At 43.9% G+C, this 22,850-nt stretch carries 18 protein-coding genes; 6 read left to right on the top strand and 12 right to left on the bottom strand.

Annotation, left to right across the window (positions count from 1 at the left end; all coding sequences use genetic code 11):
- Positions 1–34: 34 nt before the first annotated feature.
- From puuE to uraD, 4 genes are all read right to left on the bottom strand, one after another.
- Entirely contained in the window at positions 35–1,015 is a 981-nt protein-coding gene (puuE, locus tag FQV37_RS07195) for an allantoinase PuuE (protein ID WP_160021958.1), read from the bottom strand.
- A 221-nt stretch (positions 1,016–1,236) separates the two neighbouring features.
- Positions 1,237–2,604 carry a urate hydroxylase PuuD gene (locus tag FQV37_RS07190; protein WP_160021956.1) on the bottom strand — a complete coding sequence of 456 codons (1,368 nt, stop codon included), beginning with the start codon at positions 2,602–2,604 and terminating at the stop codon, positions 1,237–1,239.
- 111 nt (positions 2,605–2,715) lie between these two features.
- Positions 2,716–3,084 carry a hydroxyisourate hydrolase gene (gene uraH / locus FQV37_RS07185; RefSeq protein ID WP_102092157.1) on the bottom strand — a complete coding sequence of 123 codons (369 nt, stop codon included), beginning with the start codon at positions 3,082–3,084 and terminating at the stop codon, positions 2,716–2,718.
- Between the two features lie 77 nt (positions 3,085–3,161).
- Positions 3,162–3,683, bottom strand: coding sequence for a 2-oxo-4-hydroxy-4-carboxy-5-ureidoimidazoline decarboxylase (gene uraD, locus FQV37_RS07180; RefSeq protein ID WP_101204800.1), 522 nt, complete (start codon positions 3,681–3,683; stop codon positions 3,162–3,164).
- Positions 3,684–4,206: 523 nt separating this feature from the next.
- On the opposite strand from uraD, the gene FQV37_RS07175 reads away from it, so the two are divergent.
- Positions 4,207–4,872, top strand: a complete 666-nt coding sequence (locus FQV37_RS07175) for a TetR family transcriptional regulator C-terminal domain-containing protein (RefSeq protein ID WP_057759606.1) — start codon at positions 4,207–4,209, stop codon at positions 4,870–4,872.
- 114 nt (positions 4,873–4,986) lie between these two features.
- On the opposite strand, the gene FQV37_RS07170 is transcribed toward FQV37_RS07175, so the two are convergent.
- From FQV37_RS07170 to tolQ, 5 genes are all read right to left on the bottom strand, one after another.
- Positions 4,987–6,393: a nucleobase:cation symporter-2 family protein gene (locus tag FQV37_RS07170; RefSeq protein ID WP_160021954.1), complete on the bottom strand. Its 1,407-nt coding sequence runs from the start codon at positions 6,391–6,393 to the stop codon at positions 4,987–4,989.
- 500 nt (positions 6,394–6,893) lie between these two features.
- Complete coding sequence (locus FQV37_RS07165; protein WP_160021952.1) at positions 6,894–8,186, bottom strand: PD40 domain-containing protein; 1,293 nt, start codon at positions 8,184–8,186, stop codon at positions 6,894–6,896.
- Between the two features lie 136 nt (positions 8,187–8,322).
- Entirely contained in the window at positions 8,323–9,345 is a 1,023-nt protein-coding gene (locus FQV37_RS07160; RefSeq protein ID WP_240990973.1) for a cell envelope integrity TolA family protein, read from the bottom strand.
- Positions 9,346–9,418: 73 nt separating this feature from the next.
- Complete coding sequence (tolR, locus tag FQV37_RS07155) at positions 9,419–9,877, bottom strand: protein TolR (RefSeq protein ID WP_160021950.1); 459 nt, start codon at positions 9,875–9,877, stop codon at positions 9,419–9,421.
- Positions 9,874–10,596, bottom strand: coding sequence for a protein TolQ (gene tolQ / locus FQV37_RS07150; protein WP_160021948.1), 723 nt, complete (start codon positions 10,594–10,596; stop codon positions 9,874–9,876). The genes tolR and tolQ overlap by 4 nt, the downstream gene beginning before the upstream one ends.
- 627 nt (positions 10,597–11,223) lie before the next feature.
- Here tolQ and FQV37_RS07145 point away from each other — a divergent pair.
- From FQV37_RS07145 to FQV37_RS07135, 3 genes are all read left to right on the top strand, one after another.
- Complete coding sequence (locus FQV37_RS07145; protein WP_101204806.1) at positions 11,224–12,519, top strand: NCS2 family permease; 1,296 nt, start codon at positions 11,224–11,226, stop codon at positions 12,517–12,519.
- A gap of 738 nt (positions 12,520–13,257) precedes the next feature.
- A complete protein-coding gene (putA, locus tag FQV37_RS07140; RefSeq protein ID WP_160021946.1) occupies positions 13,258–16,521 on the top strand; it encodes a bifunctional proline dehydrogenase/L-glutamate gamma-semialdehyde dehydrogenase PutA in 3,264 nt (1,087 codons plus the stop codon).
- An 11-nt stretch (positions 16,522–16,532) separates the two neighbouring features.
- Positions 16,533–17,225, top strand: a complete 693-nt coding sequence (locus FQV37_RS07135) for a 1-pyrroline-5-carboxylate dehydrogenase (protein ID WP_057759629.1) — start codon at positions 16,533–16,535, stop codon at positions 17,223–17,225.
- Between the two features lie 192 nt (positions 17,226–17,417).
- Here the strand turns inward: FQV37_RS07135 and FQV37_RS07130 are convergent, their stop codons facing one another.
- Positions 17,418–18,590, bottom strand: coding sequence for a cupin domain-containing protein (locus FQV37_RS07130; RefSeq protein WP_160021944.1), 1,173 nt, complete (start codon positions 18,588–18,590; stop codon positions 17,418–17,420).
- A 190-nt stretch (positions 18,591–18,780) separates the two neighbouring features.
- Here FQV37_RS07130 and FQV37_RS07125 point away from each other — a divergent pair, with 190 nt between their 5' ends.
- Positions 18,781–18,966 carry an NF038104 family lipoprotein gene (locus FQV37_RS07125; RefSeq protein WP_057759633.1) on the top strand — a complete coding sequence of 62 codons (186 nt, stop codon included), beginning with the start codon at positions 18,781–18,783 and terminating at the stop codon, positions 18,964–18,966.
- Positions 18,967–19,179: 213 nt separating this feature from the next.
- Here FQV37_RS07125 and purB read toward each other — a convergent pair whose 3' ends face one another.
- Both purB and mnmA read right to left on the bottom strand, forming a co-directional pair.
- A complete protein-coding gene (gene purB / locus FQV37_RS07120; RefSeq protein WP_057759636.1) occupies positions 19,180–20,571 on the bottom strand; it encodes an adenylosuccinate lyase in 1,392 nt (463 codons plus the stop codon).
- A gap of 212 nt (positions 20,572–20,783) precedes the next feature.
- The gene (mnmA, locus tag FQV37_RS07115) at positions 20,784–22,010 is read right to left on the bottom strand and encodes a tRNA 2-thiouridine(34) synthase MnmA (protein WP_160021942.1); all 1,227 of its coding nucleotides are present in this window, start codon (positions 22,008–22,010) and stop codon (positions 20,784–20,786) included.
- Between the two features lie 260 nt (positions 22,011–22,270).
- Between mnmA and ispF the strand changes: the two genes are divergently transcribed.
- Positions 22,271–22,774, top strand: coding sequence for a 2-C-methyl-D-erythritol 2,4-cyclodiphosphate synthase (ispF, locus tag FQV37_RS07110; protein ID WP_160021940.1), 504 nt, complete (start codon positions 22,271–22,273; stop codon positions 22,772–22,774).
- The last annotated feature ends 76 nt before the right edge of the window (positions 22,775–22,850 follow it).

Raw genomic sequence — 22,850 nt, 5'->3', positions numbered from 1 at the left:
TAAGTAGAACGAGTATTAGGACGATAGCTTAAGCTTACATCCAGTTAGCCGTATTGTCTGACGTAGCAGGATGGTTTTCGTACCAGTGCTTGGCGATATCATCACGGCGGCATATCCATACGTCATGCTTATTAGTGATATATTGCAAAAACTGCTTTAACGCTTTGATGCGTCCTGCACGTCCAATAATGCGGCAATGCAAGCCAATGGTCAGCATTTTAGGGGTGTGTGCGCCTTCTTCGTATAAGGTGTCAAAGCTGTCTTTTAGATATTGGTAAAATGGTTCAGCATGGGTGAACCCCGGGCTAGAAGAAAAACGCATGTCATTGGTCTCTAGGCTATAAGGGATGACCAAATGTGGTTTACGCGTGATCAGATTGCCGTCTTGGACTTTCACATTGAGCCAATATGGTAACTCATCACCGTACGAGTCAGAGTCATAGGTATAGTCACCTTGTTCAGCGACCAGTTCACGAGTATTTGGACTATCGCGTCCTGTATACCAACCAAGAGGTTGGCCGCCTAGCATACGTTTAAATATCTGGGTGGCACAGCGAATGTGTTCGCGCTCGGTCTCACGGTACATATCCTGATAAGTGATCCAACGTAGACCATGACTGGCAATCTCATGACCGTCTTCTAATACACGCTCGATAATATGAGGGGTCTTTTCAGCAGCGGCGGCACAGGTAAACGTGGTGATAGGAATACCATAATCTTTAAAGACATCTAGCACACGCCATACGCCGACACGGCTACCGTATTCGAATGCAGATTCAATAGACTGGTGACGGTTGTTAAATTCTGGTGTGCCTAAAATATCAGACAAAAAACGCTCTGATTGACCATCGCCATGGATGACGCTATTTTCTGCACCTTCTTCGATGTTTAATACAAATTGTACGGCGATTTTTGCGCCGCCTGGCCAGTTCGCTTTTGGTGGATTGCCAGCATAGCCTTTTAGGTCGCGGGGATATGTACTGATATCAAAGTCACTGGTAATTTTTTTGCTCATTATCTATATTCCTATATCGCTTAGAGCCTTAAATATTTGGTGGTGTTCTAAAAAGTATGCTGGCGATAAAAGTCAATACGAAATCTATGCTAAGTTCTCTGATTCTATAGGGCTTTCAAGGCTTCAAAAATTGTTCAAATTTTAATCAGCATACTTTTTGACACACCATCAAATATTTATTTGAATATTGCTCATAAAGGACAGTTATTTTTTATCACAAATTAAAGTGATGACGCATATGCCACAAGCTGTTGGCGCTCAGCATCCGTCAACTGAGTAATATTACCAAGCGGCATATAGCCAGTCTGTACCGCAGTGACGATTTTCGCTTTATAAATTTTTAAGTCTTCTGGTGTCTGCAAAATAATACCTGCTGGCGGCGCGGCGAAGCCTTGTTGCGTCGGTTGTACCGCATGACAGGTGCTACAGCGCGTATGCACGACATCCATCATGGCGTCATCTGCTGATGCGCTCACGGGTACGGCTTCAGCAGTAGCTGCATTAGTACTAATACGGTTATTAGCACTGTTAGTAGCATTACTATTAGAACTGTTATTAGCGTTAGCAACAGTATCAGTGCTTGAGTCAGTAGTCGCGCTCGTAACTGGCGGCGTGCTATCAGTCGTTGTAGGTGCTACGGAGGCAGTAGCAGGCATTGCAGGCACTGGCTCAATTGGTTCAGGTCGCATCCAGATAATCAACAATACGGTCAATACGGCTGGAATAACCAAGTAGCGTGGTTTTTTATGACCCAAATGCTTTTGGTTAAAGTAATGACGGGCAGTCGCGGTAATGATACCGACGAAGACCAATACCAACCAACCTTTCTCATGAGCATACATCATTGGGTAATGATTGCTGATCATGGTAAAGATGAGCGGCAGGGTAAAATAATTATTCATCAGTGAGCGATTTTTGGCTTGTAATGCCAATTCAGCCACTTCTTTACCTGGTTTTTCGCCGCGCCGCACACAGTCAACGAGTGCGCGCTGAGCCGGCATAATACCGAAGAATACGTTACCTACCATTACCGTGCCCAAGATAGCACCAATATGAATAAACGAGGCGCGATCACTAAACAGTTGGTAAGAACCCCAGCTCGCGATGACCAGTAAGATAAAAATCAGGGTACTAAAGATAAACGCGTTTTTACCCAAATGACTGCGCACGATAACTTCGTAAATGAAGTAACTGCCAAATAAGAAAAGCAAGCTGGTAGCAATGGCACCGATACTAGTAAACGGCACTTTACTTGGGTCAATTAGGTAGGCAGTTGCATTAGCATAATAGACAATAGACATCATCGCCGCACCCGTTAGCCAAGTGGTATAAGCTTCCCACTTAAACCAATGTAGCGTCTTTGGCATCTCCTCTGGTTCGAGTTTGTATTTGGCAATTTCATAAAACCCACCACCATGGACAGCCCAAAGATCGCCTGATATGCCTTTGTCCGTTTTCCACTGCGGCGGCTTGCGTAGGCTTAGATCCAGCCACACAAAATAAAACGATGCACCAATCCATGCTACCCCAGCGATAACATGAAACCAGCGGAAAAATAAACTCAACCATTCGAGAAGATAGGCGCCCATGTAATAGATGTCCTTTAATGTGACAGTGTCTTAATAAAATGTCTTGGTAATTTTTTTTGATAGTATTTCTTGAAAACTAATAACAAAGCAGAGAGCTAAATAACGCCAAAGCTATGATCCGCGATAGGTGCTATAACCGTGCGCACTAAGCAGGAGCGGTACGTGATAATGACTGGCATCGTTTATCACGAAGTCGATAACCACTTGCGGGTAAAATGCTGTTAGCTGCTGAGCATTAAAATAAGACTGAGTATCAAACGTTACGGTATAGCGGCCAATATTTAGCTGATGCTCTGTGCTATCGATGGCTGTATCAAACTGCCAAGCGTCTGGTGTGACACGGCCATCACTATTGGTTGTGCCATGTGCCAATAATGTGGCGGCACCGTTGTCTCGTATGCGGTGTAAGGTAACGGCGACATCAGCCGCAGGTTTGCCAAGATGAGTGTCTAAGATATGTGATGATAGGGTGGCAGACATAATGCTTCCTTTAAATTTGTGAGAAATATAAATAGGATAAAAATGCTAGTCTAACTCTGCGACTACTATTTGCCTGTCTAAGCATTGTCTAGTAGTTTGTTTAAACGTAGACGCGTAATTTTATTTTGCTCAGCGGCTGCATTGGCAAGCTCTGTGGCACGATCATTAGGCAAGCGCGCTAATAGTAGATCCAGCATTTGCTGCGCGCTTTTACCCGTCGCAAAGACAATAAAAATAAAACCAAATTTATCAAGATAGTCGCGATTTCCTTTGGCAAGTGCTTCGAGGACTTCGTCTGCTGCATCGTTAGCGCCTGATTGTTCGTGTGCGGCGCTACTTTGTGTGTTGCGGTATTTCTCTTTTAGAGATGCTACGTTGCCGATTTGTGGATGCCCATCAAACGCTTCTAATAAGTTAGCCTCATCATTTTGTACTTTGTTCCAGATAGCGTCGCTACTTGTTAGCAGTGCATCAACGTCTACAAAAGGGCGGGCGTCTGCAAGTTTATAAGCCCAGCTTTTACTGGTGCAGCAAGTCAATAGCTGAGCGATGGCGACTTCTTGTGATAAATCGTTGAATTGCGCTAAGGTTAAGCTCACGATGACATCCTTTTCTAATAGGGTAGCCCGTTATCTGTGTCGGGCGATAAATGTTTGATAGAGGTTTATACCTTATGGTTATTTGCATAAACTTACAGGTATAAGCAGTAATCTTGATAAGCAGCGGCTGTTTCAGTTTTATGGCTGCTTTGATTAAGCTAATCGCTATTAATTTGCATAAAATCAAAAGTCGATAATCTATGTGTTCGTAGTCAGAGCTTTGGCGCTTATATACGCTTTGCATAATTTCAAGTTATAGTGAACTGACAATATGAAACAGATTTGCTAAGGAAACACTGATATTTTGGCCGTCTAAAACGTCTGGCAAGAGGTAGTTAATGACGGCGTAATTGATTTACAGTTCCCATTTTGCTAAAACCTGACTAATTGGTCAACTGTTTTATGCGAAATATTTTTATTTAACAGGTTATGCTGATCAAATCTATGTGTTTATATAAGAATACACAGCAAAATATAGCGACTATTTTGTCGAACCTGTCTCTTAGAGTGAGATACCACTGCTATGACTCAAAACAATCAAAAGGAAGAAACCTCAGTGACTGATACGCCCTCGCACCGTAGCCAACAAGCCATTCGCGCACAGAATCAAGCGCTTATCTTAGCGGCAGCTGAAGAAGAGTTTGTGCTCCAAAGCTATCGCGGCGCTACGATGCAGGGTATTGCCGATAGAGCAGGCTTACCTAAAGCCAATGTTCACTATTATTTTAAAAATAAAAAGAATCTCTACATGGCAGTGCTGCGCTCAATCATTCAAGAATGGAATGAAGGTTTGGTAACCATGACGGTAGATAGCGACCCAAAAACGGTCATCGAAAAATTCGTCCGTACCAAGCTACATCAAGCCTTTGTCAATCCAAGTCGCCATAAACTGTTTGCAATTGAAGTCATCGGCGGTGCACCGCATTTGCATGAATTTATGTCCACTACGATGAAGGAGTGGGTACACGATAAAGCACAGGTAATGAAAGAGTGGCACAAGCAAGGCAAAATTGGGATTACCGACCCTTTACAACTACTGATTTTGATTTGGGCGACTACCCAACGTTATGCTGAATTCGAGATTGAGATCGTTGGATTAATGGATAAGACTGCTTATGATGCAGCAGATGAAGCGCGTGCGGCAGACTTTCTGGTGCCTTTTATTTTAAAAGGCTGTGGCCTTGAATGATGACAAGGTGGCTGTTTGATAAGTGAGGTGCATAAACTGTTGCTATTTGCCTGTTTACGCACCTCGTTTACGGCGAAACACTTCGATATGTTCAGCCCTAGCTTACACTTAGCCTTATGCTACTTCTTGCGTTGGTTCTAAGTTGTCTTTTGCGTGCTGTGCTTTAGTATCAAACTCGATGCCATAGTTTTTGGGTAAAATCATATCAAGGGTGATTGCCACAATCCCTGCCATCGTTACCGCTGAGCCGAAGATATTCTGAAAGAACTGCGGCGTTTGTGACAGCACATCAGGGACAAAGGCGATACCCGTTGCCAGACCCAGTGAGGTGGCAATGATTAAGACATTACGATGCGTAAATTGCACGGTAGATAAGATACGAATACCAGCAGTCGCCACCGTCGCAAACATCAGTAGCGTGACGCCGCCAACAACAGGCTTCGGTAATTGGGTAAAAATAGCACCAAGGACGGGGAATAGCCCCATCAAGCATAGAATGCCGCCCACATAGAAACCCACATACCGACTGGCAATACCCGTCATCTGGATCACACCGTTGTTTTGGCTAAAGGTTGTCACAGGGAAGGTATTGAATACCGCCGCAATCAGAGAGTTAACACCATCTCCTAGTACACCGCCTTTGATGCGTTTCTCATAGAGAGGGCCTTTGATCGGTTCACCTGATATCATTGAGGTAGCCGTCAAATCGCCTGAGGTCTCGATACTGGTAATGATGTACATAAAGGCAATAGGAATAAAAGCCTGCCAATCAAAACCAAAGCCATACTTAAAAGGGATTGGCACCGTAAAAAAAGCGGCTTCAGAAACCAGTGAGAAATCGATACGTCCCATAAATACGGCAGCGACAAGGCCGAGCATCAAACCGATAAAGATGGCGCTTGAGCGAATGACTTTATTGTTGATGATGCTAATCAGTACGACACTTGCCAGCACACCACCGCCCAAGAGTAAGTTCGGAATACTACCAAAATCTTCAGCACCAAACCCACCTGCTAAGTCAGTCAGACCTACTTTGGTTAATGACAAACCAATCGTGACAATCACGCAGCCTGTAACAATAGGGCTCATAAAAGATTTGAGTTTGGTAATAAATTGACTCAAAAATATCTCAACAAATGCACCGAGAAATGAAACGCCAAAAATAACGGATAATATCTCTTCTGGACCACCACCGCGATTTTTTACCACAAACCCTGCTGTCAGTACCGCTGCCAAAAAACCAAAACTGGTGCCTTGTAATGCCATAAGACCAGAGCCAACAGGGCCTACTTTACGAGTCTGAATAAAGGTTGCAACGCCAGATACTATCAATGACATACTGAGAAGGTAGGGGATATGCTCTCCTAAACCTAATGTGCCACCTATGATAAGAGAGGGTGTGATGATACCTACAAACGCTGCAAGTACGTGCTGTATAGCACCTAAAAATGCTTTAATGGGGGTGGGACGGTCATGCAGTCTATACAGTAAATCGGTATTCGCTGGAACGTTTTCACTCATGGTGGTTTCCTCCTAAAATAACTGCTTAGCACCCGCTTAACTGTAGATATCAGACAATGTGGTAAATCACGAGATCAAAGTTCTGCCTCAATCTTTGATATGTTTTTTATCGATGTAAACAATAGGGGTACGCATCCGTCTGTAAGATAAGTAGTAAAAATAACTAATATATGTTGGCTAATATTTGAACAACCTGACCAATTAGTCAGGTCTATTTAGGGTATAGGTAAAATACAAGTCATTGCAATGTTTTTTTTGGTACTAGTGCGTTTACAGCTTTGTTACGAAGGAGGGAGGGTTAGGTAACATTGGAAGGTAGATCAAAGACGAAGGGTGCTGACCATTGAGAATATATAAATACTAAGATTTATCGTTATTTCTATTGCTGTTTTTTAATCAAAAAAAGCCCCAACCATAACGACTATGATTGGGGCATTTAAATTTTGCTTGCTTGATATTTATTTTAATATAACCAAAATTGCTACTTTGGTGGAGACCAGTTATTTTGGGCTTGATGACCATACGGGTGAGCGGATAACGCCTTGTCCTGACTTACCAAACGCTTCGCCACCATTGAGGGACTTGATAGTCAGCACGCCTTTTCCGCCTTGGGTCGATGCGTAGACCACGCGTTTACCGTTTGGTGAGAAGCTTGGAGCTTCGTCGATACCTGTATTGCCAAGATTGGTAGTGATAGCACCATTGCTATTCATAATAGCCGCTGAGCGTCCACTCAAAAAGGCAATTTGTGTACCGTCACTGCTAAACTGTGGACTGGTCGCATAACCTCCATTTGAAACTTTAATGGTTTGTCCCGTGGCAAACTCGTAGCGATAGACTTGCGGCTTGTTAAAGCCAGTTTTATCACTGACAAAAACGAAAGATTTGCCGTCTGGTGCATAGCTTGGTTGTACTTCACTGCTTGGTAAATTGGTAAGCCTTCTAGGTGTACCGCCGCTGGCACTCATCTCATAGATATCAGCGCTACCTTCAAAACTACTAGAGAATAATATCTTGCTACCATCAGGAGAGAACGAGGGGCTTAGGTTACTACCTGAAAAAGGCGTCAGAGCAGTTGCACCGCCGCCACTGACGTTCTGCACGTAGATAACAGGATATGATTTCTCACGTTGTACCGAGTAGGCGATACGGTTGCCATCAGGTGACCATGCTGGTGAGAAGATAGAGCCTGCCACTTCAGTAATGGTTCTAGCGTTTTCGCCATCAGCATCCATTACTTTGAGACGAGAGATCTTTTGTTTGCCAGTTCCTGTTTCTTCAATATAAGCAATGCGTCCTGAGAAATCCCCTGGAATACCAGTAATCAGCTCGTACACTTTGTCTGCGATGACATGACCGGCATAACGCATACTTTCCCTATTATTGTCGGCGGTTAGGCTTTGCTTGCCTTCTATCACACGACCAGATTTGACATCGATGACTTCATAATCGGTGATTATTTTGCCACGATTGGTACGCGTACTGCCGACAACCAGATACGGTATGCCCATGCTTTGCCAAACAGGTAATGTACCTGTCAGCTCTTTACTACTGTGTGGCTGCTGCGGTAGATCTTGATTGGTTACTTTTAGCTCGGTTTTACTCAGATCATTTAATATAATCGGTGATAAGACAGAGTCACCCGCAAACGGCACAAACGCGACTTGGTTTTGCTGAACAGGAATTTCATAGTCCAGTTCTAGTACAACAGGTGCAGCGAGCACGCTTTGCGATACCAGCAATGCTGAAGTGCTGGCGAGTAACGATACTAGTAGTTTTTTTTGGGTACGCATGGGTAAATGGAGCTCCTAAAGTTAGTATGATATTCATTTTTTATTTAATGAGACAAGCATCTAGATGAGGCAGCAACCTATGCGAGACAAGCCGCTTAACGTCACGTTACCAATATTATAAGAACCTAGCAACTGATTAATTGCTGCCTTTAAACTGTATGGTAAAAGTCGGGTATTTAGGGTCATCAGCATCAATCGGGAGGCTGCCAGTATTGAGTACCGCTTGTCTTGCCGCTTCGTTGACCGTGCTATCAGGTCCAGAGGCAGTCACATTGATCACATCGCCATTTGCATTGACAGTGATGGTCAGGGTGGCGCGTTGAGTAGAGCCCCGCGCAGCAGTAGGCGGCGTATAGTTGCGCTTGATTAAGTTGATGATTTCGCTGTTGCTGGCACCGCGACTGCCACTGGATGCAGAACGGCTACTGCCCTTGGACGTACTAGAGGTTGACGTATCACCAGACACAGTAGACTGCCCATCTGATAGGCTAAAGGTTTTTCCTGCATTGCCAGAGCCAGCAGTATCAATCTCAATATTGCGATCGCTAGCAGTGGGACGTTTTATCTTTGGTGGATTGTTTTGCTTTTGACGAAACTCTCCCAGCCTTTTTTGTTCTTCTATAAGCTGGTCGCGTTTGCTTTGATCGACTTGGTCAAGCTCTTCCATAGCGGACTCGTCTAACTGCGCTGCCCACTCAGCCATTTTGCGCTCATACTCTTGATTTTGCTCAAGAAGACGTTGTTGATGGTCTTCGCTCATCAGTATGGGTTGACCAGCTGGCTCCTCAGATCGTATAAATATAGGCACGCGCTGAGAGCTTGACTGACTTGGATTTTGCGCACTGACGCTACTACCAGATATTTCTGGCTGGGCACTACTAGACGAATCGCTAGTGCTACTATCCATCTGCATCGCACTGGCTGCTGCACGGTTGGCCAGTATTTGTCCTTGCATTTCAGCAAGTTGCTCAGGAGACACCATGACCGTCTCAATACTACCAGCAGTCTCAACTTCAGTAGTTTGATAGTTATAGACCAGTATGCCAATGACAAGGCCATGCGCCAGTAAGCTTAGCAACGTCGGCAGTGTTAGCCCGTTGCTTTCTGGTTCGGTAGGTACATAGACGGCAGGAGCATTATGCATGGTAAGGATACTCATGAACGTGATTTGTCAGATGGATTACTAGGATTGGCTATTATGATATAAGACATTTACTAAAGGACGCTTATCACTATAAAGAAGGCGTGGGTAGTGGTGCACCGGTTAGTAACCCAACTTTTTCGATACCTGCTTGTTGCAAGGTTGCCATGAGCGTCATGATGGCACCGTACTGATTGTTTTGATCGGCATTGATCATCACCTGTACTGGTTCAGCATTATTATTATCGCTCTGAGACTGCAGGTTAGACAATGTATTAATCAGCTCAGGCTCACTTACTGGCACGTCGACATTGCTTTCATAGCTGATAAAAATATCACCCTTGTCAGTCAACGAGACAATCACAGGTAACTGGCTTTGACTCATGGTATTGGTTTGCTCTTTTGGCAAATCAACATCGACGCCTGTAATCAGCATCGGCGCTGTCACCATAAAGATCACCAGTAGCACCAGCATGACGTCAATGTAAGGTACGACGTTCATTTCTGCATTAAGAGCTTTTTTTTCACGGCCGTAGGGGTTTGGTTTCATAGCCCTGTCACCTGACCTGCATTAACTTGGGTTTCTTTGCTAATAGGTGCTTGTACGCTGGTCTCACGCTGCAGCATGCCCGTCATCTCATCACAAAATAAGGCACGCGAGTCATATAGTTGGCTCGATTTTGCTGTGAAGTGGTTGTATGCCAATACCGCAGGGATAGCGGCAAACAAACCCATGGCTGTGGCAATCAGTGCTTCGGCGATACCGGGAGCGACAGAGGCGAGGGTAGCTTGCTCAGTTTGAGACAGTCCCAAAAAGGCATTCATAATGCCCCACACTGTACCGAACAATCCGATGTACGGAGCAACGGAGCCAATGCTGGCTAGCGTCGTCAGTCCCGACTCTAGCAATTGCTGCTGGCGACCTAGGCCGACGCGTAGCTTGCGTTCAACACCATCGATAATGTCGTCTTTAGGTTGACGCTTTTTATGCATTCTTAGGTATTCTGAAAAGCCCACATAAAAAATCTGCTCAAGTCCCTGACGATCAGGAGAGCCTTGAATGCCTTGATATAGTTTGGCCAAGTCTTCGCCTGACCAAAACCAAGTCTCAAATTGTTGATCAAAGTTTTTGGCTGTACCAAGTCGAGCACTCATGCGAAAGATAATAACCCAGCTGAGTAAAGAGGCTAATAACAATAGTGCCATCACAATCTGCACCAATAGACTGGCTTGGGTAATAAGACCGACAATATTTAATGATTCAGGCATGTAATGGACTCACGAATAATTGATAACAGCTGGCTGGAATAGTGGTATCCGAACCAGACAACCCCTAAACAAACACTATTTACTTTTTATTATTTAATACGCAGCACGTTTCTTCACTAAAAATTTGTAACTGTGCTTAGAAAAATGCTGCAACAGTAAGTATCGCGATTTAGGTATCGGTATAATAACCCCCTAGTTTACTTCTAAATGAGAGAAAGGTCATTATTAATGTGTTAAACGACTATTTAGTTGGGCTACTACTGATTCATTCAATAGTTAGTTGGATAACATGGATAATGACCGAGCAAACACTTACTACCTAAAGCTCATGAGTCAAACCGAATATTTCCTCAATGACGAGTAGAAAGTAGTTTTTCGAATAGCGTCGAGCAGCATGACTATATATAGCTTTTCATGTGGCTTTTCTGACCGATAGTCTTGAAGTCTCTCAAAATCCTATTTTGTACGAGATAGACATTATCAACGATTGAGTTTGTAAGATAACTGGTCTAATATGTTACGCTTTGTTACTACATTATTCTTATTGTGGCATCGTTATTTTTTCGCTGAGGTCATGTTCAATTTTAGGTAATGATGACTTTTTATTAGCCAGTCGGGGCGACACTTATGAATGCAATTGAACGCTATTTTGGGATTAATGGTGAAAATACCACGATCAAAACAGAAATCATCGCTGGTATAACCACGTTCTTGACGATGGCCTATATTATCTTTGTCAACCCTAACGTCTTAGCCGATGCAGGTATGGATAAAGGGGCCGTATTTGTAGCGACCTGTATAGCAGCAGCAGTAGGTTGTTTCATTATGGGTATCTACGCCCGACTACCAGTTGCGCTCGCACCAGGTATGGGTCTTAATGCCTTCTTTACCTATGGTGTGGTGCTTGGTATGGGCTACGCATGGCAGACAGCGTTAGGTGCGGTGTTCTTGTCTGGTTGTATCTTTGTACTATTGAGTCTATTCAAGATTCGTGAAGCAATCATTAATGCTATTCCAACGTCTCTCAAAAACGGCGTAGTTGCTGGTATTGGTGCGTTCTTGGCGTTTATTGCGTTGCAAAGCGCAGGTATCATCGTCAATCATGATGCCACCTTAGTTGGCCTTGGTGACATGACATCATTTGGTCCTGTCATGGCTTCATTAGGTTTTGTTGTTATCATTGGCCTGTCTTATAAGAGAGTCCCAGGTGCGGTAACCATTGGTATTTTATTGGTTGCACTGATTAGCTTATTAATGGGCTATACGCAGTTCACAGGTATCATCTCTTCACCGCCTTCTATTGCACCGACGCTTATGCAGTTAGACATTGCTGGTGCATTTGATGTGGGCATGATCAGTGTTATCTTTGCTTTCTTATTTGTCGATTTGTTTGATACTGCGGGTACTTTGATTGCTACCACTAGCCAAGCAAAACTAACGGACAAAGATGGCAATATCCCGAACATGGGCAAGGCACTACTCGCTGATTCAACAGCGACAGTAGCGGGTTCTTTACTGGGTACTTCATCGACAACTAGCTATATTGAAAGTATCTCTGGTATCGCCTCAGGTGGCCGTACAGGCTTGATGGCTGTTACGGTAGGCGTGTTATTCCTGTTCAGTATTTTCTTCTCGCCACTAGCGGGTATGATTCCAGCTTATGCAACGGCTGGCGCTATCTTTTATGTAGCCGTACTTATGATGGGTACTCTAAAGGACATTAACTGGAGCGACTTAACAGAAGCGGCACCAGTGGTCGTGGTATTGCTATTCACACCGCTTACATACTCTATCGCTGACGGTATCGCACTTGGTTTTATTACCTTTACGGCTGTAAAAGCAATTGCAGGCAAGTTTGCAGATATCAGTATCGCTGTCTGGATTTTGACTGCTATATTATTGTTCAAGATTATTTTCTTATAATGCAAAGTGTAGTAAGACATTAATAGTGTCTTAAACAAGAAACCCTCCTTATCAGCTGATGATAAGGAGGGTTTTTTTTGTCAGCATTATAAGACTATCGTCTTAATTTAATCCCGATATTCTTATGGTTAATGTTTAGTATTTCTGATACCAGTATTAAGTAGGGTGATGCCAAACTATGGGCAATAGTAAACAAAAAAACGTAACCAAAGCGTCATGGCCAATAAAATGCTTGTAAGTTATTGTTATTTAGATATATATTAATTTATGAAAATAATAAATTTCGTTAGTTTGAAAAAAACTTTCGTGATATTATAGCCGAGTTAAGCGCATCACCTCAATCAACGCCGTAGAGGTTTTTCTTACAGTGAATTAGCATCACCATAGATGACAGATTTGTGATTATTAGAGCGATTTTTCGGTTCAATAAGGCGATATTTGGTCATCACACTCCTTTCACTACTAACAAGAAGAAGGCACTAATGCCGCTTAGCTTTTCGTTGTTGCCTTTGTATTGTTAACGTAGCCCGTTTAACAGTCGAACGACCTACTTAACCGTCTCCAGCCTATGCTGGATTTTTAGTTTTGTGATGGCGCCGTTTGGTCTTTTGATTATTGCTGTGAATATCCGTCAATAACCCCTATTTTTTGATAGCGGTTATGAGCAGTTATACAGGACGATCAGACTTCCTAAAGCACCATTTATTATGGTTTTTAAACGATAGTTATGGAGTTATTATGAACCCAGTAGACCAGTTTACCCCGCAAGAGCCGATCTTGTTTAATCCTGTTGATATGCTGTCGCCTGAGTATCTCGCCCAGTCAGCAGAAGCGCTAAATAAGCGTATTTCGCCGCTATATAGCGCCGATGAAGAACGTTGGTTGTCTGAGTTATTGCCACTTGCCAAACCCAGTATAGAAGAACGCGATGCTGCTGCTGAGCAAACGCGCAAACTGGTCGAGCACGTACGTAATGATGGTAAAGCCGTCAAGATGGTTGACTCATTATTGCTTGAGTATAGCCTTGATACCCAAGAAGGTATCTTGCTCATGAGCTTGGCAGAAGCTTTGATTCGTGTGCCAGATAATTATACGGCTGATGCGTTGATTCATGACAAAATGAGTGTGGCCGACTGGAAAAAGCACATTAAAAATGACAATGGCTTTATGGTCAATGCCTCTACTTGGGGCATGATGATGACTGGTCGCGTTGTCAGTATTGACAGCAGCACCACTGCATCAGGTTTCTTGGATCGCATGACTAAAAAGATGGGCGAGCCTGTCATTCGTAGTGCGATGCAAAAAGCCATGCGTATCATGGGCCATCAGTTTGTATTGGGCGAGACTATCGAAGACGCCAATAAAAACAGCCAGCCATATCGTAATAGAGGCTATACCTATTCATTTGATATGTTAGGTGAAGCGGCTATCACGCATAAAGATGCGGAAAAATACTTCAACGACTATCTACATGCGATCAGAGCCACTGCTAACGTAAAAGTCAAAGAAGGCATGCCAAAGCCGTCAGTGTCTATCAAATTATCAGCACTGCATCCTCGCTATGAAGCGACACAAGAAGCGCAAGTAATGGGCTTATTGCGTCAGCGTTGCCTGCTATTGATTGAAGCGGCACGTGAAGTCAATGTCGATATCAGTATTGATGCTGAAGAAGCAGATCGCCTCGAGATTTCTCTAAAACTGTTTGAGTCTTTGTACCGTGATAATTTGACAGCGGACTGGGATGGTTTAGGTATCGTTGTACAAGGGTACTCTAAACGCGCTATCGCTGTATTAGCGTGGCTTGCTCGTCTGTCTACTGAAGTCGGTGATCGTATTCCAGTACGTCTAGTTAAAGGCGCTTACTGGGATACTGAGATCAAACTTGCTCAGCAAAAAGGTCTATCAGGCTATCCAGTTTGGACACGTAAAGAAGGTACGGATACTGCATACCTTGCTTGTGCGCGCTTCTTATTGTCAGACCATCTGCGCGGCCTAATCTGGCCACAGTTTGCGACGCATAATGCGCATACACTGTCATCAATCATGATCATGAGTGCACATAGAGACTTTGAATTCCAACGTCTGCACGGCATGGGCGATGCGCTTTATGATCATATTTTGCAAGCTTATGAGATTCCTGTACGTATCTATGCGCCAGTGGGCGCGCATAAAGACTTGCTACCGTACTTGGTACGCCGCTTATTAGAGAACGGTGCCAACAGCTCGTTTGTTCATCAGTTGCTAGACAAGTCTTACCCAATCGAAAAGCTAACAGTGCATCCATATGACAAGCTGCTTGGTAATGCAACATTGCACAATCCAGACATCCCGTTACCGTTAGAGATTTACGGTGAACGTCGTGCAAGTTTTGGCCCTAATATCTTTGTAGAGTCACAATGGTTACCGTTCAAATCAGCTATTGATAGCCATCTGCATAAGACATGGTCAGCAACCTCTATCATTAATGGTAAAGCTGTTGATACCTATGAAGTGGATCGTCAAACGAATCAGCTTGATAAGCAGACTGTACTTGCGCCTTGGAATCATGAAGTTAGTGCTGGTGAAGTAACTTATGCCAACGCTGAAGTGGCTCGCCAAGCGATTGACGTTGCTGTTGCTGGTCAAGATGTATGGAAAAATGTACCAGCTGCTAAGCGTGCTGAGATATTACGTAAGATTGCTGAGCTATACGAAGAAAACTACGCTGAACTAATGGCACTATGCCAAGTTGAAGCGGGTAAAACCATGCAAGATGGCATCGATGAAATCAAAGAAGCTGTTGATTTCTGTCGTTTCTATGCTGACGAAGCAGAGCGTCTAGATGATGTCGTACATGAGTTCACAGACTTGGCTGGTAAGCAGTCTCGTCAAGTGTATAAAGCACGTGGCACTTTCGTTTGTATCAGTCCATGGAACTTCCCATTGGCTATCTATACGGGACAGATTGTAGCTGCACTTGCTGCAGGTAACACGGTAGTAGCGAAACCTGCTGAACAAACCAGTTTGGTAGCTCATTTTGGTGCCCAATTGATGTATCAAGCGGGTATACCAGCAGAAGCATTACAATTAGTCATTGGTGCAGGCGACGTAGGTGGTGCTTTGACGGCTGCTGATAATATCGCAGGTGTGATATTTACAGGTTCTACTCAAACAGCCCAACGTATCAACCAAAGCTTAAATGATCATGCACAAGCTAGCGGTGAATTGCCTGTCTTTATCGCTGAGACTGGCGGTCAAAATGCGATGATCGTTGACTCAACGGCACTGCCAGAGCAAGTCGTTAGAGATGCGGTACTATCAGCATTTGGTTCAGCAGGTCAGCGTTGTTCAGCTTGTCGCATATTGTGTGTACAAGAAGAGATGGCGGATGATTTAATCGAGCTATTGCAAGGTAATATGGCTGAGCTGTCTGTAGGTAATCCTCTATATGCTGCCACAGATGTAGGTCCAGTGATTGATGCTGATGCTAAGCATGGTTTAGAGGCGCACATCGAACGTATGAGTGCTGAGCCGACTGCTACCATTTTGGCACAGACGCCGATGAGCTCAAGCTCAGTCGTCAGTCAAGAGAAGTCTACTTTTGTATTGCCAACCGCAATCGAAGTGAAAAGCATTGATGTGATCGGCGGTGAGCACTTTGGCCCAATTCTACACGTACTGCGCTATCAAGCACGTGATTTGAATAAGCTGATTGATGCCATTAACAACACAGGCTTTGGTTTGACGTTAGGTATTCATAGCCGTATTGAAAATACTGTTGAGCACATTGAGCGTCGTGCCTTTGTCGGTAACACTTACATCAACCGTAACCAAATCGGTGCGGTCGTAAACGTACAGCCATTTGGTGGTTGTGGCCTATCTGGTACTGGTCCTAAAGCTGGTGGCCCTCACTATGTCGCACGTCTGATGCAGCTTAGCTCAGAAACAGTCAACGCTGAACAGTCAGCTGCTCATATGACAGCGACCGAAACCCAAACTACCACTCAAACAGAACTCGCATAAGGAGTAGCAACATGGCGACTGAATTCAAAAAAAATCATGCCCAGGTTTGTGAATCTTGGCGATTACTCGGCGCAGTCAACCGCGCAACGTATCTACAAGCAGCCATTCCAAAACTGGCATTGCTCACTGGTGATGCCAATAAAGCAAAGCGTTTATTCAACCATTTGTTGAGCGCTGCGCCTAGTTTGGATGAGATGCATCGTATGACAGGGGCAACAGGCGAGTCTAATGACTTGTATGTGACTGGTCGTGGTAAAACCATGGTTATCGGCGGCGAAACTGCTAGAGCCATGGCAGTATTAGGTCAGCTTATCGCGGCACTCCTAACAGGTAATGAAGTTATATTGCATTGCCCAAGCCAAGATGAGATGTGTAATGAAGCTGCTAAGATATTGCACGATACAGGTATCAGCGAAGATGTATTAAGTGTGGCTAACGATTCGCAAACGGTCACGCTTTTATACATCGATCGTCTAGCGCAAGTGGCTGTCTCTGGTAGCCGCAGCGAAGTGCAAGCCGTCAGTCAAGAGCTTGCCAATACTGACGGTATTTTGACACAGGTTATCAGTGTCACTGATATGGAAGGCTTGTCAGAAATGCTAACGCCTGATTATCTGCATCGCTTTGTCACTGAGCGAGTCAAGACTATCAATACCACAGCAATCGGTGGTAACGCGAGCTTACTTGAGCTTGGTACAGAGTAGAATCAATGCGATAATTACGAATCCGCTTAGCTTTTATATCAATTCTCATAAAGGCTAAGCGGTATTTGGTAGCGCTATAAATGCCAAACTAGTAATTGCAAAAAATATATAAGAAAAAACCGCTATCTGAGTCATTATCAGTTAGCGGTTTTTTTTGTTTGCGTTGTTTAACTGAAGTTTGATTATGAGATTTTATTCAGCCACATCCACCCATACCCAGCCGTTCTCTAGCCATTCGCTCAAATCATCTGCATCAACATCGGTGACGTCGCTATGCTGTAATGCTTCACCATTGGCCAAGCGTACTAGTACTGCTATCGCCGCTTTATCAAGCCCATCGATACGTTGACCATTAGCATACAGCACGGTGCCATCAGTGGTCTGGCTATAGAGTAGGCGGTTGCTATAGTCCGCCTGCAATGTGGCCCCTTCTGACAGGGCCTGCATAAGCTCATCGGTATCTAACGTTTCTTCTGGCATCAGCGCATCATATTGGCGCTTACTAATCACTTCAGAGACTGCTTGGCGAATCATATCATCACCGCGATCAGATTGTAGCATCTCTAGTAATTGCGCCTTGATAGCGGCAATACTATCTGCTTGCAATTCACCTGACGCTTGTAGCGCTTGCGGTAGTAGCATCGGGATAAATAGCTTGCTGTCGTTAGTCGCAATATCGGCCACACTATCGATGATTTGCATCAGGTTTGGACGGCGGCAACCAAACGAGAAAGTCAAACAGTCATTTTGTGCTACACCGAAATGTGATAATTTCGGCGGTACATAAAGCACATCACCCGCTTCTAGTATCTCATCAAAAATAAGCTCGCCCATGTCGTCAAATAAACGAAGCGGCTCATCAGCAACAAATTCTGTCTGGTCATCACAGAATTTGCCTAACTGCCAACGTCTAGAGCCATAGCCTTGTGCCAAAAACACATCGTAGTCGTCATAATGCTTACCGACCGAACCACCTGCTGGCGCATAAGAGACCATGATGTCATCGCGCTGCCATTGCGGAATAAAGTCAAACGCTTGCCACAACTGACCAAGCTCTGGCGACCATTGCTCAAGATTCTGTACCAATACGGTCCATTGCTCTGGTAGGTTTTCAAAATCAGTCTCATTCAGTGGGCTTTTTTTAAGTTGCCACTGTGCCTGACCTTCTTTTTTACTGGCTGCTTGAGTCAGCAGTCTTGCGCTAGCATCTTCTTCAAGTGCAAGACCAATCATGTCATCTGGCTCAAACATATCAACTAGCTGCGGCAACCCTTGCTTAATAAGCAGTGGCTTCTTTTGCCAGTATTCAGTCAGGAATTGCTTAGGCGTGATAGAGTCGGGTAAACAAAGAGGAATAGAAGTCATTGATAAATCCATATTTTGGCGGTGTACAAGATTAATAATAAAGGATGCTTTATAGGAAGGTTTTAATAGTTTAAGATTGTCATCTATTTGATGTCTATTATTTTGGTGACGTTTATATAGTACATATAAACAATAACGATTATCAAAATAATAGCTGTCATCAGAGCATCCACTCAATCGTAGGAACGTTATGAAAAAGCTGCATTTTGTTGTCATTATCGCTAGCGTGTTTTTGCTACAAGCCTGTGTCCATAAAATCGTCACAGTACCCGCAAAAATCGCTTATAAAACTACCAAAGGCGTGGTCAAAGGAACCGTTGCTGTGGGTAAAGCCATCATACCGGGCGACAGTGATGACGATGATGATAAAAAATAAAACCTTACTTATCAACTATGGGTTTTGAATCAAAAGCAATCGAATCAAAACCAATCATAGCGTTCAAAGTAAGGTTACTGTTTATTCAGATAATAGCTATTAAGATAATAAGTGAATAAGATAAAATTACTATCAAGATAGGAGCGAGTAAATAATACTAGGCGCTCCTACCTTTCTAGACTGATTCCATTATCAGTATGCTCTTATCAGTTATTACAGCTTGGCAATCCATTCTTTAATAGCGCGTGCTTGCTCAGCGGCATTACCGATATAAGTAGCAGGCGTCAATGCACGTAAGCGTTCTTTATCCGCATCACTAACCGCCGATAGCTCATCGCTTTCGACAAACGTTAGCATAGCTTCACGAGTCATGGCATTACCACGAGTTAATGCTTTTAGTTTTTCGTACGGGTTTTCAACACGGTAGCGACGCATGACCGTTTGAATTGGCTCTGCCAACACTTCTTGCGCTTGATTCAAATCATCATTTAAACGCTGTGCATTTAGCTCAAGTTTACCCACGCCTTTTAAGCAAGCGTCAAACGCAATCATGCTCTGTGCTAGACCAACACCGATATTACGCAATACGGTTGAGTCCGATAGGTCACGCTGCATACGTGAAATTGGTAGCTTCTCACCCAAATGGGCTAGCATCGCATTGGCAACGCCTAAGTTACCTTCAGAGTTTTCAAAGTCAATTGGATTAACTTTATGCGGCATGGTAGAAGAGCCAACTTCACCGTCTTTTAGGCGCTGTTTAAAATAGCCTAAGCTAATATACTGCCAAATATCACGGTTAAAATCGATCAAGATTGTATTGAAGCGTTTAACAGCATCAAACAATTCAGCGATATAGTCGTGTGGCTCGATTTGAGTCGTATAAGGGTTAAACGTTAGCTCTAGACGCTGATTGATAAACGCTTCAGCATGGCTCTGCCAGTCGACGTCAGGATACGCTGAAAAATGCGCATTATAGTTACCGACTGCGCCGTTGATTTTACCTAATAGCTCTACTTGATTGATTTGCTTGATTTGACGGGCTAGGCGATAGGCTACGTTTGCCATCTCTTTACCCAGTGTCGTTGGACTGGCTGTCTGACCATGTGTACGTGATAACATTGGCTGATCAGCGTGAGCAATAGATAAGTCAACGATGCTATCAGTCACTTGCTGCATTTTGGCAACGACTAGCTCGCGGCTGTCTTTGAGCATCAATGCATATGATAGGTTGTTAATATCTTCACTGGTACAAGCAAAGTGAATGAACTCAAGTGAGTCAATCAAGGCATCCTGACCACGGAACTTGTCTTTGATAAAGTACTCAACCGCTTTTACATCGTGATTGGTCGTCGCTTCGATGTCTTTGATAGCTTGAGCATCCGCTTCGCTAAAGTCATCAACGATTGCATTCAAAAAAGCGTTGGTCTGGTCATCAAATGCTGCTAATTCACCAATTGCGCTGTTGTCAGCTAAAGACTGCAACCAGCGAATCTCTACCGTAACGCGGGCTTTGATTAGACCAAATTCAGATAAATAAGGACGTAAGCTGTCAGCCTTTGATGCGTAACGGCCATCAATTGGAGAGAGAGCGGTAAGTGGAGTCATGGTTATGCCTCAGTAGTTATGAAATAAAAAACTGCAAGAGTCTAGATAAAAAATTACCATATAATAAACGACGTCGAAATCGTTGCGCGTAATATAGCAGAAATATGATATTAAAAAAGCGGTCTATGCAAATAAAGCGATGTTGACGCTCGTTAAAATTATGTTATTTACTGCATCAACATCTGTGCTTTAGGTTGGGTATTAGGAATCAATTAGAATCCGCAAGGTGCATCGATAGATTCAATCACGCCACCGCCTAGACATACTTCATCGATATAAAATACCGCTGACTGACCAGGGGTGACGGCGCGCTGTGGCTCATCAAATACCACGCGCACTTCGCTGCCATCAGTATTGGTCGCAAATACGCGACACGCTTGGTCTGGCTGGCGATAGCGAGACTTTTCCATACAGGCTAGACCTTCGTCGCTAAACACATCCGCAGGCGGTAAACCATCAATCCAGTCGAGCTTATAGGCTTTTAGCTCGTTGCTCATTAGCATGGGATGTTCATGCCCTTGACCGACGATTAAACGATTTTTCTCTAAATCTTTTGCCAATACAAACCACGGTGCCTCTACACGGTCTTTAACCCCGCCAATGCCGATGCCGCCGCGTTGACCCAATGTGTAATACATGAGGCCATCATGAGTACCGATGACTTTATTATCATCAGTAAGTATCTCGCCTTTTTGGGCAGGCAAATATTGCTGTAAGAAGTCTTTAAAACGGCGCTCACCAATAAAGCAAATGCCTGTAGAGTCTTTCTTTTTAGCCGTCGCTAGGTCATGATTTTCAGCAATTTGACGTACCACTGGCTTTTCAAGCTCACCAACGGGAAATAGCGTTTTGGCGATTTTGTCACCGCCAACCGCATGCAAGAAATAGCTTTGATCTTTATTATTATCAAGACCGCGTAAGAGCTGTGCAACCTCATCACCTTCGGCATTGGTATAGTTCACACTGCGACGTGTATAGTGACCGGTCGCGATATAATCTGCACCAAGGGTCAATGCATAGTCCAAAAACGCCTTAAACTTGATTTCTTTATTGCACAAGATATCAGGGTTTGGGGTGCGTCCTGCTTTATATTCCGCCAAAAAGTGCTCGAATACGCGATCCCAGTATTCCATAGCAAAGTTGGCCGTGTGCAGCTTCATACCAATTTTGTCACATACGGCTTGCGCGTCTGCTAAATCATCCATCGCCGTACAGTATTCGGTGCCGTCATCTTCTTCCCAATTCTTCATAAACAAGCCTTCGACCTTGAAGCCTGCCTGTTGAAGTAATACGGCTGATACAGAAGAATCGACCCCGCCTGACATACCGACAATCACATGCTTGGTACTAGGATTTTCGACATCAGCAAGTGTTAAAGGGCGATGAGCATTAAAAGACTCAGAAACGGTTGTGCTTGAGGTATTTTGTATGGCTGACATAAAACGGCTCAACTATTTATACGTTATCCAAAGTACATGCCGACGCCAAGCGTTATGCAATCACTACAATACGTAGTCTCAGCACAGCAACGTCAGCTTGTCTTTTGGATCTGGTATTATGATAAAATAAACGTCATATTATACCAGTTAATTGAAACTGGTGGCGACCGATGGTGTCTGGCTACTAGTAAAACCACTTTGAAAATTCAGATAGTGGTTTTGAATTATTTTAATCACCTTTAACTCATCTTGGAATAATAATGATAAAAATTGGTCAAGGTATCGATGTTCATGCTTTTCATAATAATGGTCAGCAGCAGCAATATGTCATTCTAGCAGGCGTGCCTATTGAGCATACTCACAGTTTGCTGGCACACTCTGATGGTGATGTGGTCTTGCACGCATTGGCTGATGCGCTTCTTGGTGCTTTAGCACTTGGCGATATCGGGCAGCATTTTCCCGATACCGATGCGGCACATGCTGGATTGGATTCACGAGTATTGCTGCGTTATGTTTATAGCAAAGTGCAAGAGGCTGGTTACAGCCTAGGCAATGCTGATATTACCGTAATGTGCGAGCGTCCAAAGTTGGCGCCGCATAATCTGGCAATGCGCGCTAATATCGCTAGCGACTTACAAACAGATATTAGCAATATCAGTGTAAAAGCCACCACGACTGAAAAATTGGGATTTACGGGTCGTCAAGAGGGCATCATGGCCAATGCCGTGGTATTATTAGTCCCTAATGCTATCGAACCTATATAGATAGAAATTCGTGCTTGTAATACAGCGGCAGTCGCCCCATGTATCAGCCACGTCTTTACACAATTATTTTATATAA

The organism is Psychrobacter nivimaris, from assembly GCF_009812035.1.
GTDB lineage: Bacteria > Pseudomonadota > Gammaproteobacteria > Pseudomonadales > Moraxellaceae > Psychrobacter > Psychrobacter nivimaris.
Note: the sequence above shows the minus strand (reverse complement) of the source record. Positions and strands in the feature narration are given on the sequence as shown.